General features: G+C 61.7%; 15 protein-coding genes. 9 read left to right on the plus strand and 6 right to left on the minus strand.

Translation table 11 applies throughout. The features are described 5' to 3' along the window. Positions 1-108: 108 nt before the first annotated feature. From V7651_RS08620 to V7651_RS08655, 8 genes are all read left to right on the plus strand, one after another. Positions 109-783, plus strand: coding sequence for a hypothetical protein (locus V7651_RS08620; RefSeq protein ID WP_335612924.1), 675 nt, complete (start codon positions 109-111; stop codon positions 781-783). Then, complete coding sequence (locus tag V7651_RS08625; RefSeq protein WP_335612925.1) at positions 780-1,718, plus strand: flagellar motor switch protein FliG; 939 nt, start codon at positions 780-782, stop codon at positions 1,716-1,718. Before V7651_RS08620 ends, V7651_RS08625 begins: the two co-directional genes overlap by 4 nt. Continuing rightward, a complete protein-coding gene (locus V7651_RS08630; protein WP_335590510.1) occupies positions 1,715-2,083 on the plus strand; it encodes a hypothetical protein in 369 nt (122 codons plus the stop codon). The genes V7651_RS08625 and V7651_RS08630 overlap by 4 nt, the downstream gene beginning before the upstream one ends. A 64-nt stretch (positions 2,084-2,147) precedes the next feature. Beyond that, complete coding sequence (locus V7651_RS08635) at positions 2,148-2,411, plus strand: FliM/FliN family flagellar motor switch protein (RefSeq protein WP_034744562.1); 264 nt, start codon at positions 2,148-2,150, stop codon at positions 2,409-2,411. Between the two features lie 206 nt (positions 2,412-2,617). Then, positions 2,618-3,634, plus strand: a complete 1,017-nt coding sequence (locus V7651_RS08640; protein ID WP_034744563.1) for a flagellar biosynthesis protein FlhF — start codon at positions 2,618-2,620, stop codon at positions 3,632-3,634. A gap of 4 nt (positions 3,635-3,638) precedes the next feature. Beyond that, positions 3,639-4,478: a nucleotide-binding protein gene (locus V7651_RS08645; RefSeq protein WP_034744565.1), complete on the plus strand. Its 840-nt coding sequence runs from the start codon at positions 3,639-3,641 to the stop codon at positions 4,476-4,478. A 134-nt stretch (positions 4,479-4,612) separates the two neighbouring features. Further along, a complete protein-coding gene (gene ctrA / locus V7651_RS08650) occupies positions 4,613-5,326 on the plus strand; it encodes a response regulator transcription factor CtrA (protein ID WP_034744568.1) in 714 nt (237 codons plus the stop codon). 157 nt (positions 5,327-5,483) lie between these two features. Then, positions 5,484-6,734, plus strand: coding sequence for a patatin-like phospholipase family protein (locus V7651_RS08655; protein ID WP_335612926.1), 1,251 nt, complete (start codon positions 5,484-5,486; stop codon positions 6,732-6,734). A gap of 2 nt (positions 6,735-6,736) precedes the next feature. On the opposite strand, the gene selD is transcribed toward V7651_RS08655, so the two are convergent. Then, the gene (selD, locus tag V7651_RS08660; RefSeq protein ID WP_335612927.1) at positions 6,737-7,792 is read right to left on the minus strand and encodes a selenide, water dikinase SelD; all 1,056 of its coding nucleotides are present in this window, start codon (positions 7,790-7,792) and stop codon (positions 6,737-6,739) included. An 81-nt stretch (positions 7,793-7,873) separates the two neighbouring features. Between selD and mnmH the strand changes: the two genes are divergently transcribed. After that, positions 7,874-8,926 carry a tRNA 2-selenouridine(34) synthase MnmH gene (gene mnmH, locus V7651_RS08665; protein ID WP_335612928.1) on the plus strand — a complete coding sequence of 351 codons (1,053 nt, stop codon included), beginning with the start codon at positions 7,874-7,876 and terminating at the stop codon, positions 8,924-8,926. On the opposite strand, the gene rnhA is transcribed toward mnmH, so the two are convergent. From rnhA to V7651_RS08690, 5 genes are read right to left on the minus strand one after another with little or no spacing between them, the layout of a single operon-like run. After that, positions 8,923-9,363, minus strand: a complete 441-nt coding sequence (gene rnhA / locus V7651_RS08670; RefSeq protein WP_035534661.1) for a ribonuclease HI — start codon at positions 9,361-9,363, stop codon at positions 8,923-8,925. The two genes, mnmH and rnhA, sit on opposite strands and share 4 nt — an antisense overlap. Positions 9,364-9,405: 42 nt before the next feature. Further along, positions 9,406-9,972 carry a hypothetical protein gene (locus V7651_RS08675; protein ID WP_335612929.1) on the minus strand — a complete coding sequence of 189 codons (567 nt, stop codon included), beginning with the start codon at positions 9,970-9,972 and terminating at the stop codon, positions 9,406-9,408. Between the two features lie 19 nt (positions 9,973-9,991). Continuing rightward, positions 9,992-10,978 carry a homoserine kinase gene (locus V7651_RS08680; RefSeq protein ID WP_335612930.1) on the minus strand — a complete coding sequence of 329 codons (987 nt, stop codon included), beginning with the start codon at positions 10,976-10,978 and terminating at the stop codon, positions 9,992-9,994. 11 nt (positions 10,979-10,989) lie between these two features. Then, entirely contained in the window at positions 10,990-12,468 is a 1,479-nt protein-coding gene (locus tag V7651_RS08685) for a spinster family MFS transporter (protein WP_035534651.1), read from the minus strand. Between the two features lie 57 nt (positions 12,469-12,525). Further along, positions 12,526-14,013, minus strand: coding sequence for a spinster family MFS transporter (locus V7651_RS08690; protein WP_035534650.1), 1,488 nt, complete (start codon positions 14,011-14,013; stop codon positions 12,526-12,528). Between the last annotated feature and the right edge of the window lie 7 nt (positions 14,014-14,020).

Below are 14,020 nucleotides of genomic sequence, written 5' to 3' on the forward strand. Positions count from 1 at the left end.
TCGGTCCGGTATTCGTTACCAACAGCCTGCCCGTTAAACACAAATTTACGGGCAGGCCGCTATCACCTGAATTGAACTCCGTTTTTCCGGAGGATTCAGGAGAGGTTGATGGCAAGCAGATCCGGCAAACGTAAACCCGGCGCGGGCCCCTCTTCACGGGCGCTCGCGATGGCGGCGTTTGTCATCGCACTCGGCCTGCTCGCCTGGCGCGGCAGTACATTGCTCACCGCCGACCATCCGCTCCCCGCTTCAGCGACCCCGCTCGAAGTCTCCCTCATGAACCTGATTGATCCCGTCGCCGGACCCGGCAATGCGCGCATCAGTGTCACCACGACCGCCACCGGCGGCCGCACCGTGCTCGTCCTGCTCGACGCGGCCGAAGCAGCCCAGGTCTCCATGATCGAAAGCCTCGTCACCACCGCCGCACGTCTCGACGTCGCCTCCGGTGACTTGCTCGTCATCCAGACAGCCTCCTTCGCGCGCGGCGCGCCCGGACGGCCTGATGCAGAGGCTTATGGCGAGCTTGCGCTCCTCGCGCTGCTTGCAGGTCTCGCCGGCTGGCTCGGCTTTGCCCCACGAATGGACTCGGAAGTCCCGGGAATGGTCCGGGAATACCCCGAAGCGCCCCCGGAAGCACCCGTACGTTCCCTCGCAACGACCCCTATGCGCCCCCTTCGGACCGTGCCGGTGACAAGCGATGTCGCTGACCTCGCCCGCAAGGATCCTGCTCGCGCGGCTGATATCCTGCGCGGCTGGATGAAGAACGGGACGGACGCCGCATGAGCGCTCTCGCCGTCATACCTGCAGCAAACATTACAGCGCGCGACGGTCTCGCCCGCTCCGCCCGCCTGATGCGCGCCCTCGGTCCCGAGGCCGCCGGCATCTGGGCCGAGCTTGAGCCCGATGAAGCCCGCCAACTCGCCGCCGCCATGGACGCCCTCGACGACAATATGGACGGCGAAACCGAAGCGGCCCGCAGCTTTCTCGATGCGCACCGTCGTCTCGGTCCTGCAGCAAAGACTGCAGGTTCCGTATGGTCACGTCTCTCGGCCCTCGACACGGGCGCCCTCGCCAGCCTGTTCGCAGACGAGCACCCCCAGACGCTCGCCTTCGTCCTGTCCAAGCTGCAAGGCGACGCCTCCGCCCGTCTCCTGCGGGCCCTCAGCCCGCATGTTGCCATCGATGCGATGCACCGCCTGCTGCACCTCGGCCCGGTTAACCCCGGCGCGGCAGCCAGCCTTGAATCCTATATCGCACAACAGATCGACAGCTTGCAGGGCAACGCCCGGCAAGGCGGCCATGAAAGCGTTGCCCGCATCTTCGACCGCCTCGACAGCCGTCTCGAAAAATCCTTCCTCGCTGCACTGGATACAGCAGAACCCGGCGCCGGCGAGAAGGTTCGCGCGCTCATGTTCACCTTCGACGACCTTGCGCGTCTCGACGCCGCCGGCCTGCAGACACTGCTTGCATCCGCTGACCGTTCCACGCTGATCATCGCCCTGAAAGGCGCCCGCGAAGAGACCGCCGCGGCCTTCTTCCGCAACATGACCCGCCGCGCTGGCGACCTCCTGCGCGACGAGATTTCTGCCCACGGCGCCGTGCGCCGCAGCGAAATCGAAGCCGCCCGTCAGGCGCTGGTCTCGCTGGCGCGCGACCTCATGGCTCGAGGCGACATCCGCGCCACTGGCGGCCGGGAAGACGAGGAATTGATCGAATGACCCAGCGTGCCGTGAAGTCTGTCCAAGCCTTTGAATTTCGTAGTGATTTTACGCTTCCTGCAGAGCCTCGGCAGCCGCAGCGCGAGCAGATGGACCTGTCAGCGCCGGAGCTGGCGCGCCTCCTGTCGGAAGCCCGCGCCGAAGGCCTGGCCGAAGCGACGCGTCTTGAAGCCACGCAAACAGAAGAGCGCATGCAGGCCGTCACGCTGAAGCTCAACGAAGCCCTCGCGGACCTCGTTTCGCTGGCCCGCCATATCGAGACAGGTGCGTATGAGGGGCTCGACGTTGCCAAGTCGCTGAATCTCATCAATGCCACCGCCCAGCGCATCATCGACGGACAGGGCGACCTGTTTGCGACGCGTTAACGATTTGACACGCACACTCGCTACACTTTAACGGCTAGAGCAGTCCCAAGGAATCGTCCGGCCCATGCAACCTGCCAATCCCGCCCTTGAAAAGTCACTGATGGACGTGCCTGTGCGCGTCGATGTCGTGCTGGGTGAAGTGCGCATGCCGATCGAGGAATTGATGGCCCTTTCGCCGGGCGAGATTGTCGCCCTCGAGCGGCGCACCAACGAAATGATCGACATTTACGTGTCCGACCGCCTGATGGCCCGTGGCCGCCTCGTGGTCGCAGATGGGCAGCTCGGCGTCACGCTGTCCGAAATCGTCGACGAACGGGCGGCCGCTTAGGCCACTGATAAATCCATACATGCCGTGAATGCTGCCCTGTGAGTAAACGGGGCCTTTCGTGAATCTGCTGTCATGTATGGTAAATCCTAACTCATCACAGGCTTTTGTTAACCTTTTCGGGCGTTAACTAAACGTGTTCAGGAACCGACCTGTCACGTGGTGAGGGCTGCGCGGGAAGGTCCACAAGTTACGAGGATGCCGCACCTATGCGCATGAAGATGTTCGCAGCCGAGTCCTTCGAGGCCGCCAAGGCGATGATATTCGCCGAAATGGGCGCCGACGCGGTTATTCTGTCGGAGCGCGAGATTGATGGCGGCGTGGAAGTGCGTGCCGCAACCGACAAGATGGGCGGTGGCATGGTGCCCAATGAGCCCCTGTTCCTGCGCGAAGCGCGCGGTAGCGGCGGTGGCCATGGGCGTGGCATTGAAAACCCGCTGTTCAGCCGTGTTCGCGACGCCCTGCTATGGCATGGTGCGCCTCAGCGCTTTGCTGACCGCGTGGCCGCCGAAAGCGCGGGCCGCAACGGCGTCCAGTTTACCGATCCGGAAGACGCAATCGCTGAAGGCGTCTCGCGCCTCGTCGCCTGTGACCCGATCCTGCCCCGGCTTGACCGGGATATCGTCCTTGTTGGCCCTCCCGGCCATGGTCGCACGGCGACCGCCGCTAAACTCACACGCCGCGCCGCTGTCGCGCGTTGCGAAGTGATGCCGGTCGCAGCCGACCTTGATGGCACGGCCGGTGGCCAGCAACTCGCCGCTTATCTCGAGCTTGAGCAGGACCAGATCCGCAGCGTGCAAACGCCGGACGCTCTGTTCGCGACGCTCCGGACCCTGCGCGCCCAGAACCGCCGCTGCATCATCGACATGCCGGCGATCAATCCATTCGACGAAGACGACATGGCGAGCCTTCAGGACCTGATTTCCGTCATCCGCGCTGAGCCCGTCCTTGTCCTCTCAGCTGAAGGCCACCCCGAAGACCAGGCGGAGGCAGCCAAGTGCTATGCCCGCGCCGGTGTGAAGCGGGCCATTCTCACCAAGCTTGATGTTGTCCGCCGTCGCGGCGGCTCCATCTCCGCGTTGTCGTCTGCCGGCATCGCCTTTTCGCATTTGGCCGTGACGCCGTTCATCGGCGGCGGCCTGGTACCGGCCGCGCCCTCGCGCCTGGCCGCTCTCTTGATGGAAGACGCCCCCGGCGATGTCATCGCCATGAAAGGAGCCGCGTAGCCCTATGAGTTTCATGCTTCGAAAATCCCAGGATCGGCCGCAAGCGCGACCGACCCCACGCGTGGCCCCCGCCTCGATCATCGCTGTTGCCAGTGGCAAGGGCGGTGTCGGCAAGACCTTCATGGCAATCACGCTCGCCTCGGCCTTCGCCCAGGCCGGTAAGCGAACCCTGCTTGTCGATGGCGACCTTGGCCTCGCCAATGTCGACGTTCAGCTTGGCATCGCACCTGAGACAGATCTGGCCGCCGTTATTGCGGGTTGGGTTGAACTCGATGATGCGGTGACACCTGTTGATGGCGGCGCGGCTGGCGGTGGCTTCGATGTGCTGCCGGGCCGTTCAGGCTCCGGCGCGCTCGCTGAGCTGCCACCGGAAGAAGTTGCCCGTCTCGCTGCCGGTCTTTCGGCGCTTGCCCTGCAATACGACCAGGTCGTGCTCGACCTTGGCGCCGGTATCGAAGCCAACTGCATGCGGCTTGCCCGTGCGGCCGATAAGGCGCTGATGGTTATCACTGACGAGCCAACGTCGATGACTGATGCCTATGCGTTCATCAAGGTTCTGCGTGGCTACGCGCCAAATGTTGAGCCCGTGATCTGTATTAACCAGGCCGACACACGGGCTGCTGGCCAGCGCACATATGAAGCGATTGCGCGAGCCTGCCAGACTTTCTTGGGATTCCGTCCACACCTCGCCGGCATCGTTATGCGCGATCCAAAGGTGCGTGATGCGATCCGTTGCCAGAAGACGCTGATCTCTACTGACCAGCAAGCACAGCCGATCCAGGATGCGATCGCCATCTCCCAGATGCTGATAGGTAACGCCCCTGCGGCGGAGCTTGGCTATTAATCAGTGTGAATAAAGTGGAATTACACAAGGGAATCCGCACATACCGTTAACCTTCGTTAAAGGAAGCGCCTGTAGGATTCACAAGGTTAAACAAAGCGACTAGGTTTGTCGTAGGCTGATTCGGGAGACGAGCGATGCGCGTCCTATTAATTGAAGACGATAGCGCTGTAGCGCGTTCTATCGAGCTGATGTTGAAGGCCGCTGGCTTCAACATCTATACCACCGACCTCGGTGAAGAAGGTGTCGATCTCGGCAAAGTCTACGAATACGACATGATCGTACTCGACCTCTCGCTGCCGGATATCTCCGGCTACGAAGTGCTCAAACAGCTCCGTATGGGCCGTGTGAACACGCCAGTCATGATCCTGTCGGGTAACCCTGACATCGAAGCCAAGGTGAAAACGCTCGGCTACGGCGCCGATGACTATCTCACCAAGCCATTCAACAAGGATGAGCTGATTGCCCGTATCACGGCAATCGTGCGTCGTTCCAAGGGGCACGCTGAAAGCGTCATCCGCACCGGCGAAATCCTGGTCAATCTGGATGCCAAGACGGTCGAAGTCGACGACGAGCGCGTCCACCTGACCGGCAAGGAATACCAGATGTTCGAGCTGCTCTCCCTGCGCAAGGGCACGACGCTCACCAAGGAAATGTTCCTCAACCACCTCTATGGCGGCATGGACGAGCCTGAACTCAAGATCATCGACGTGTTCATCTGTAAGCTCCGCAAGAAGCTGCAGCAGGCCACCGGCGGTCAGCATTATATCGAAACCGTCTGGGGCCGTGGCTATGTGCTGCGCGATCCGCGCCCGAGCTCGCGCTCGAACGAGGTTGAAGAGGCCGCCTGAGGCGCCCTTTAATGCCTGAATTTTGAGAAGCCCGGCTTTCCCAGCCGGGCTTTCTTGCATCCGGAGACATGTTTTTTTGCAGCTCGGCAAAAAGTCTTCAAGTTTCGTGCGTATGTGTCTCTGTAGACTTGGGGATACTGATGATGAGAGCTCGGTCATGATGCTTCGCAAATTTTCCGCCGTCCTTCTTGCGCCGCTGATGCTGGCAGGGTGTGTAACACTGGAGCGGGGCGACGCGCCGGTTCAGGACCTTACACAAAATGCTTATGTCGCCGGTTTCAGCCCCGATGTGCGCATGGCGGGCGGGGATGGGGCGGCTTTCATCGACCGCATGTCGAAGACGATCAAACGCCTGCAGGCTCGGCCAGGCAATGACGCGATCGATATCCTCGCGCTCTCAGGCGGCGGCGCGGGCGGCGCATTCGGGGCAGGCGCCGTCGTCGGCATGACCTATTCCGGCAAACGACCCGAATTCGAGATCGTGACCGGCGTGAGCACGGGCGCCCTGATCGCACCTTTCGCCTTTCTTGGCCCTGAGTGGGACGATGAGCTGACCGAAGCCTATGTCGGCGGCATGAGTTCCAACCTGCTGAGCCGGCCGGGCATCGGCACAATGTTTCGCGTGGGTGTGTATGATGACACGTCCCTGCGTGAAATGGTCGAGTACTATGTGACCCCTGAGCTTGTCGAAGCCGTGGCTCGCGAAAGTGCCAAGGGCCGGATCCTGCTGGCCGCGACAACCAATCTGGACAGCGAGGAACCTGTCATCTGGGATCTCGGTGCCATTGCGCAGCAAGGCGGTGAGAAGGGGCGGGAACTGTTCATCAATGTGCTTGTGGCCTCGTCCAGCGTGCCCGGCGTGTTCCCACCAGTCATGTTCGATATAGATGCGGACAATGGTGCCTATCAGGAGATGCATGTTGATGGTGGGACGACCGTCCCCTTCTTCATCGCGCCACATGCCGCCTTCATCACCGACGAGAAGCTCGACGACCTGAAGGACGTGAACATCTACGTGATCATCAATGGCCAGCTCGCCACGCTGCCGCATGCAACGCCGGTCAGCACAGTGCCGATCACGATGCGCGGGTTCTCTGTTGTGCTGATGTATATGGCGCGCACGGAACTGGTTCTGACGGCCTCCTTCGCGCAGAAGCACGGGATGAAGCTGAAATATGCGAGCATACCGGCCGCCATGCCGTTTGCCGGGTCGCTCGACTTTGAAACGGAGAGCATGCGCAATGTCTTCCATTTTGCGCAGGCCTGTGCGGCGGAAAACCATCTCTGGCTCGATGTCCAGGATGCGCTGGATCGCGTTGGCGGCACAGCAAAAGGCGACGAAGCCGACGAATGCAAATTCGGACCGCCAGTAGAAACGCCTGAAGATCCTGCTACGCCGGCTGGCTAGGTTCAGACGACGCGCACACCAGCTGTACCGGCTTCCATGCGGCCGATAATGGCGGCGCCTGTGTGTCCATGACGTGCGAATGTATCGAGCACGTTCCGGGCGGCATCCGGTGAGCAGGAGACGAGTAGGCCGCCACTGGTCTGCGGGTCACACAGGATGTCCAGTTCAGGGGCGCTCAACGGTCGCTGAACGGTCACGGAAGTCCGCACGGAGTCCCAATTGCGGCCTGAAGCGCCCGTCTTTACGCCCGCTTCGGCTAGCCGCCGTGCACCATCAAACACAGGCACCCGGTCGGCCTCGACAACGCCCGTGAGCCTGGCACCACGACACATTTCCGAAAGATGCCCAAGTAGTCCGAAACCTGTAACATCTGTTGCAGCGTGAACGCCCACCATCCCGGCGAGATCCGTTCCCGGCGTGTTGAGCCGCGTGGTGGAGGCGATCATCTCCGCATAGTCAGCATCTTCGATAATGCCGCGCTTCAGGGCGGCGCTATAGATGCCGACGCCCAGCGGCTTGCCGAGGATCAACACGTCGCCAGGCCGTGCGCCGGAGTTCAGCAATAGCTTGTCAGGATGCACGAGGCCGAGCGCCACGAGGCCATAGATGGGCTCTGCAGCATCAATTGAGTGCCCGCCCGCAATCGGCGCGCCTGCTGTTTCGGCAACGGATTGTCCGCCTGCGAGGATCGCGCGGATCGTCTCGTTCGAGATTTTGCCTATGGGCATGCCCACAATGGCCAGAGAGAAGATGGGCTTTGCGCCCATGGCGAATACGTCCGACAGCGCGTTGGTCGCGGCGATCCGGCCGAATGTGTGCGGGTCGTCAACGATGGGCGTGAAGAAGTCGGTTGTCGCGACCAGTGCCGTCGTTTCATTCACGCGATAGACAGCCGCGTCGTCGCTGGTCGCGGCATCCACGATCAGGTCGGCACTGCCCAGCGCCAGCGGCATTTCGCTCAGAATGTCAGCCAGTACGTTCGGCGCCAGCTTGCAGCCGCAGCCGCCGCCATGGGCGAGCGATGTAAGGAGCGGTTCTGGTGTCTGGGTGTCGGGCATACTCTCAAGTCCTAATCTGCCCAATGGGCTTAGCGCGCGGGCCTCTGGCGAGGCAATGAAAACCTGCTAAGCGTGAACACGATGCCTTACCTTGAAACCGTCACTGACCTTGGCCCCGAATCCTTGTCCCGCTTCGATGCCATCATCGACGTGCGCTCGCCCGCCGAGTTTGCTGATGACCACCTGCCGGGGGCAATCAGCCTGCCTGTCCTGTCGAATGACGAGCGCGCCATTGTCGGCACGATCTACAAGCAGGAAAGCCCATTCCGCGCCAACCGAATCGGCGGCGCCATCGTCGCGCGGAATATCGCGCATCATCTCGATACCGCACTGGCCGATATGCCGAAGGGCTGGCGCCCGCTCATCTATTGCTGGCGGGGCGGCATGCGGTCCAACGCGATGGCGACGATCCTGTCGTCGGTTGGCTGGCCCGTTGGCCTTGTGAAGGGCGGCTACAAGACCTGGCGGCGAGAGGTCGTTGGCGGGCTTGAACTGGATGAAATGCCGCTGCCCGTTATCCTTGTCGATGGCCCAACCGGCAGCGGGAAGACGGCGATCCTGAGCGAAATTGCCCAGCAAGGCGGGCAGGTGATCGACCTGGAGGGCATAGCCAATCATCGCGGCTCTGCCTTTGGCGGCTTCGATGATTTGCCCCAGCCAGCCCAGCGCCTGTTCGAGACCATTATCTGGGACCAGCTGCGCCAGTTCGACCTGTCACGGCCGATTTACGTAGAGGCGGAATCGGCGCGTGTGGGCCTGCGCCGGGTGCCGCGCCGCCTGTGGCACAGCATGCTGGCGGCGCCGCGTGTCGAGATCCATGTGCCCGCTGCCGCGCGCAGTGCATTCCTCGTGTCGGCCTATGGTGATGCGGTGAGTGACAGCGACAGCGTCGCCCGCTCGCTGGACCTGCTGAAGCCGCTACACTCGAAGGAAACTATCGCCGAATGGCAGGCGCTGGCGGATGCGGGCGATCATCGTAAGCTCGCGGAAGCCCTGATGCTGGAACACTATGACCCGCTCTATGCGCGAAGCCGGAAACGGCGCGAGGATACGCCGGTTCAGATCGTGGAGCTGGACGCGCTGTCGCCAGCAGATATTGCCGCGGCTGCAGAGGCGATCATAGCGAAAGCCTAGCCGCGCGCTTGAGCTGTGCCCATGCGCGCGAGTTCATCTGCGCGTTCGTTGCCTGGGTCGCCGTCATGGCCTTTGACCCATTTCCAGGTGATGTCGTGACGCTGGCAGGCTTCGTCGAGTGCCTGCCACAAGTCCTGGTTCTTCACGGGCTGTTTCGAGGCCGTTTTCCAGCCATTACGCTTCCAGCCCTTGATCCACTTGGTCAGGCCGTCCTTCACATAGGTGGAGTCGACATGCAGCGTGACTTTCGACGGTTGCTTCAGCGCATTCAGCGCCTCGATGGCGGCCATCATTTCCATGCGGTTATTGGTCGTCTGCTTTTCGCCGCCGAACAATTCCTTGCGATTCTCGCCGGCAATGAGCAGGGCGCCCCAGCCGCCGGGGCCGGGATTGCCGCTGCAGGCGCCATCCGTCCAGATTTCGATCAAATCAGTCATTGGGTTCAGGTGATGGGCTTCGCGAGAGCCGTCAAGCCTGCTTCAGAACACACTGATGTCGACGTCGCGCAGCTGCTCGTCTGGTCGCACGATGGCATAGAACAGGAAGCCGCAACCCACGCCGGCGAGCGCGCCAACACTGGCACCAGAGACAAGCGCGCCGATAGCTGTCGGGATGCTTTCCATAAGCCCGAAGATAAAGGTTGTGCCGCCCACCAGGATTGCGCCCCAGATAGCGGCCCAGCGGATATAGGGCGTGCGGGCGGCGATCCGGCGATGCGGCATCCTGCCTATCGAGAGGCCCAGCGCCAACCATGCGGCCGGGACCGTCACGAGGAACAGGACGAAATTGAGCGCCGCGAGCTGTAGGCCCGTCGTGACGCCGCTCGTAAACGTGCTTTCAAAGGGCACTGTGCCGCCGATGTTGAACAGGCCGAGGAGGATTTGGACAAACGCCAGCAATAGCCCGCCGATGATCGAGACGCCAAGACAGGCGGCAAGGGCGCTGAGCAAGAGGCCGAGTTTCACGCGCTTGATGTGCGTGCGCAAACTGCCATCCGCATAGGCTGGAGAAGTGGAGCTTGCGGGAATGCCTGTTTCGTTCGTCATGGCGCTCCCTTCGCGAAGCTTATCCACCATAGCCGGCGGCGCTGGTCACCTTGCGATGAAAGGACAGGCGTCCGGCATATTCGAGGGGATTCTTGGGCCTTACGAGGGCGCCTTCCGGCGTGTCGGTCCAGTCGACAAGGCGCGTCAGGAAGAATCGCAGAGCTGCACCGCGCGCAAGGATAGGGAGGGCTTCGCGTTCGGCATCCTCAAGCGGACGCACGCTTTCATAGCCCGCGATCAGGGCGGCGCCCTTCGAGAAATTGAACTGGAGGCCTGCGGCCTCTCCCGCAGCGCCATCCTCGAAAGCCCAGGCATTGAGACAGACGGCGAGGTCGTAGGCCAGCGCATCGGTGCAGGCAAAATAGAAGTCGATGGCGCCGGAGAAATCGTCGCCGAGGAAGAAGGCATTGTCCGGGAAGAGGTCCGCGTGGATCGTGCCACGCGGCAAAGGCAGGTTGTCGGGATCAGCCTTGGCGATGGCCGCGATATCTGTCTCGATGCGGCCGGCAAGACCATGCAGCAGGGCGTCTGCATTCGCGGCGCGACCCTCCCATAGGCGCGGCCAGGAGGCGGGGCCGAGCGCATTCGGACGCGTCATGCCGAAGTCAGCGAGCGCAAGGTGCATGCGCGCGAGGCCTTCACCCAGCCCCCGGCACTGAACGACGTTCGGCCGACGCGGCGAGAGACCCTCGAGAAAGGAAATGATGACCGCGTCGCGGCCTTCCAGCGTACGCAGGGCTTTGCCATCCTTGCCCATAATAGGCTCGGGGCAGGGATAGCCCTTGGCCGCGAGGTGCTGCTTCACGCCGATGAAGTAGGGCAGGTCTTCAGCCTTCACCCGCTTCTCAAACAAGGTGAGGATGAAACGCCCTTTCGAGGTTTCGAGAAAGTAGTTCGAATTCTCTACGCCTTCGGCAATTCCCTTGAAGGACAGGGCTCTGCCGAGGTCGTATTCAGCCAGGAAGGCGGCGAGCGCCTCGTCGGAAACGTGAGTATAAACAGCCATGGGGGGCTGGCTTAAGCAGTTTTCGAGAGCATGTCACGCTGCAGCGTCTTTCCAGCCAGAAGATAGTGGATCGCGGCCCAGCCATAGAGGGTCGCGAAGATCACGATGGTCCATTGCAGGCCGCGTGCATTCGCGCTGGTACAGGCCGCAGCTTGGTCTGCGCTGAGGTCAGACACGACCTTGCACGCCTCGATCGAGAGGCCAAGATCGGCGCCAGACAGCATCATGGATTTCAGGAAGGTCGAGAGTACACCCGCTAGCGTCGGGCCGAGTCCAATGCCAATCAGGTTGACCGAGAACAGGGTTATCGCGACGGCGGTTGCGCGGGTGCGGCTGTCCACGACGCCAGCCGAGACGGCATACATCGGGCCGAGGTAGAAGTAATGAAGCAGTGCTGCCAGCATCAGGGGCGGGATCATCATGGCAACAGATGGGCTGAGATAGCCCATCCAGTAGAGCGGCACGGACAGGCCCATGCCGAGGGCCGGCATCCAGGACAGCGCCGTCGGATAACGCTTCGACAGCTTGTCGGCGAGGAAGCCGGACAAGAAGACGCCGATGGCTGCCATCAGGCCAAGCACGAGCGAGAAGATCAGCGCTGCCTCAGTGAGTGTCAGATTATGCGTGCGCAATAGGAATGAGGTTGAGAATGCGGCGATGCCGTAGCCCGCGAATGACGCAATGGCGGCTCCGGTGACGACATGGACATAGGTGGGTTTGCGCATCAGCCCCTTCAGCGCAACGATGAAGCCATCCGGTGTACTTTTGCTGTTCGCGTTAGGTGGATCGCTATAGCCGCGAGGCGGCTCCTTGACTGTCAGCCCAATGATGACCGCGAAGATCACGCCCGGCAGGCCGACGGCCACGAAGGCGATCCGCCACCCTTCGACATTTTCCCAGGCAATCAGGTTCTGTGCCCAGGTCCAGCCCCAGTCACCGAGCAGCGCATGGACATTGTGGCCGGTGATATAATCATTGATCGGCCCGGCGGAGAGGCCTGCCAGCATACCGCCCAATGGGACGCCAAGGGCATAGATCGACGCGGCGGTCGCGCGGCTGGTTGGCTTGAAATAGTCTGCAATGACAGACTGGGCGGGCGGCGTACAACCTGCTTCACCAACACCCACGAGAAGGCGGAAAATGAACAGCGTCATGAAGCTGGTCGCAAAGCCGCAGAGCACGGTCATCAGGCTCCACATCGTCAGAGAGACGAGGATGATCAACATCCGGCTCTTGCGCTCGGCCAGGCGGGCGATCGGGATGCCAAGCGTGGTGTAGAACATGGCAAATGCCAAGCCACCCAGAAGGCCCATATGCCAGTCTTCGAGCTTCAGGCTCATCTTGATCGGCTCGGTCAGGATCGCAAAGATCGACCGGTCGATGAAGTTGAAGATGTAAACGATGAGGAGTGATGACAGCACGAACGCTCGATAGGTCGGCGTGCGATACCCGGTTTCATGGCCCGGGCGGGCTGTGGCGGCGTCGGTCATTGGCGTCTCCAGTCAGTCAGTGCAGGACAGTTGGTTTTTGGCGGGCAGCCATAATGCTCAAAGGGCGTCCGGATTGTAGCGGTCGCGCAGATAAGTCCGGCTGGACATGTAATAGCAGCCTGCGGCAAGAATAAAGACGAGCACGGTTGCCGCCATGGACTGGCGAAGGCCGTCGCCATAAGCGGCGCAGAGCGCAGGGCCAGCCTCACCAAGTTCGAGGACCTTGGCGCCGCACATCTTGGGATCGAACGTTGCTGCCAGGTCGCCATAGCCGGACAGGCCAATCTCGCGCGCCATGAAGAAGTCGCTCATTGCGCCAACGAAGAGCGGGCCGATGCCGTTACCGATCAGGCTGATGATGAGGAGCAGGACGGCAATGGTCGTGGCGCGCGAACGCGGGCTCACAATGCCTGTGCCAACTGAATATTGCGCGCCGAGATAGGCATAATGTCCAATCGCAGCGATGGCCCAGAGCGCGAACGCCATGCTGAGTGTGGGGCTGAAGAAGGCGGCGATATAGGCTGGCACGGCGATGAGCAAACCCACGGCTGGCAACCAGGCCACAACGGCAGGATAGCGGCCGCTGAGCTTCTCCGACAGGAGACCGCCGATGAAGGTGCCGAACGCAGCGAAGGCTGCCAGCGGTGCGCCATACATGACGGCGGCTTCGCGAACACCAATGCCATGCACGCGCTGCAGGAACGGTGCCTGGAAGCTGATCAGGCCATAGCCAACGAACGCAACCAGCGCTGCGCCAAGCGCGAGCCACCAGAATGTTGGCTTCACGCCGAATTCCTGGAACGCCTCGAAGAAGGGGGCCTTACGGAGGGGGTCTGCATCCGGTGGATCGGAATAACCGCGCGGCGGTTCCTTGATGGTAAGCCAGAGGATGAGGGCAATGATGGCGCCGGGCGCGCCGATTACGACAAAGGCGATTCGCCAGCCTTCAACTGTGGTCCAGTCCATGCCGGAAAACATGAAGCCGAGACCGATTGAATTGATCCAGGCGCCGAAGTCCGCGCCTTTGATCGAGGCAATCGTGCCGCCGAACAGCTGCGCCAGAACGCCGCCGAGGGTCACACCCATCGAGTAGATACCGATGGCATTGGCGCGGCTTTTGGGCGGATAATAATCGGTGATGATCGAGTTGGCGGGCGGTGTGCAGCCGGCTTCGCCAACGGCCACGCCGACGCGGAACAGGAGCAGCCACAGAAAGCCCGTCGCCATGCCGCAGAGCGCCGTCATGATTGACCAGACGATCACGCAGACAGCAATCACCATGACGCGGTTGCTGCGGTCGGCCCACATCGCGATAGGAATACCCATCAAAGCGTAGAAAAGGGCGAATGGCGGCCCGGAGAGCAGGCCCCACTGGGTATCATTCAGGCTGAACGTGTTGATGATCGGCTGTGCGACAACCGAAATGAGCGTCCGGTCGATGAAATTCAGCGTATAGATCAGCATCAGTGCGATCAGGACATATGAACGGTAACCCTTGGTCCCAAAGCCCGTAATCTGTCCGTTCGACGCGGTTGTGTCGCTCATGCGCTGT

The organism is Hyphomonas oceanitis (assembly GCF_036964545.1).
GTDB lineage: Bacteria > Pseudomonadota > Alphaproteobacteria > Caulobacterales > Hyphomonadaceae > Hyphomonas > Hyphomonas oceanitis.

Coding starts and splice junctions, on each gene's coding strand:
- V7651_RS08620 (WP_335612924.1), top strand. CDS start 109: ATGGCAAGCAGATCCGGCAAACGTAAACCCGGCGCGGGCCCCTCTTCA.
- V7651_RS08625 (WP_335612925.1), top strand. CDS start 780: ATGAGCGCTCTCGCCGTCATACCTGCAGCAAACATTACAGCGCGCGAC.
- V7651_RS08630 (WP_335590510.1), top strand. CDS start 1,715: ATGACCCAGCGTGCCGTGAAGTCTGTCCAAGCCTTTGAATTTCGTAGT.
- V7651_RS08635 (WP_034744562.1), top strand. CDS start 2,148: ATGCAACCTGCCAATCCCGCCCTTGAAAAGTCACTGATGGACGTGCCT.
- V7651_RS08640 (WP_034744563.1), top strand. CDS start 2,618: ATGCGCATGAAGATGTTCGCAGCCGAGTCCTTCGAGGCCGCCAAGGCG.
- V7651_RS08645 (WP_034744565.1), top strand. CDS start 3,639: ATGAGTTTCATGCTTCGAAAATCCCAGGATCGGCCGCAAGCGCGACCG.
- ctrA (WP_034744568.1), top strand. CDS start 4,613: ATGCGCGTCCTATTAATTGAAGACGATAGCGCTGTAGCGCGTTCTATC.
- V7651_RS08655 (WP_335612926.1), top strand. CDS start 5,484: ATGATGCTTCGCAAATTTTCCGCCGTCCTTCTTGCGCCGCTGATGCTG.
- selD (WP_335612927.1), bottom strand. CDS start 7,792: ATGCCCGACACCCAGACACCAGAACCGCTCCTTACATCGCTCGCCCAT.
- mnmH (WP_335612928.1), top strand. CDS start 7,874: ATGCCTTACCTTGAAACCGTCACTGACCTTGGCCCCGAATCCTTGTCC.
- rnhA (WP_035534661.1), bottom strand. CDS start 9,363: ATGACTGATTTGATCGAAATCTGGACGGATGGCGCCTGCAGCGGCAAT.
- V7651_RS08675 (WP_335612929.1), bottom strand. CDS start 9,972: ATGACGAACGAAACAGGCATTCCCGCAAGCTCCACTTCTCCAGCCTAT.
- V7651_RS08680 (WP_335612930.1), bottom strand. CDS start 10,978: ATGGCTGTTTATACTCACGTTTCCGACGAGGCGCTCGCCGCCTTCCTG.
- V7651_RS08685 (WP_035534651.1), bottom strand. CDS start 12,468: ATGACCGACGCCGCCACAGCCCGCCCGGGCCATGAAACCGGGTATCGC.
- V7651_RS08690 (WP_035534650.1), bottom strand. CDS start 14,013: ATGAGCGACACAACCGCGTCGAACGGACAGATTACGGGCTTTGGGACC.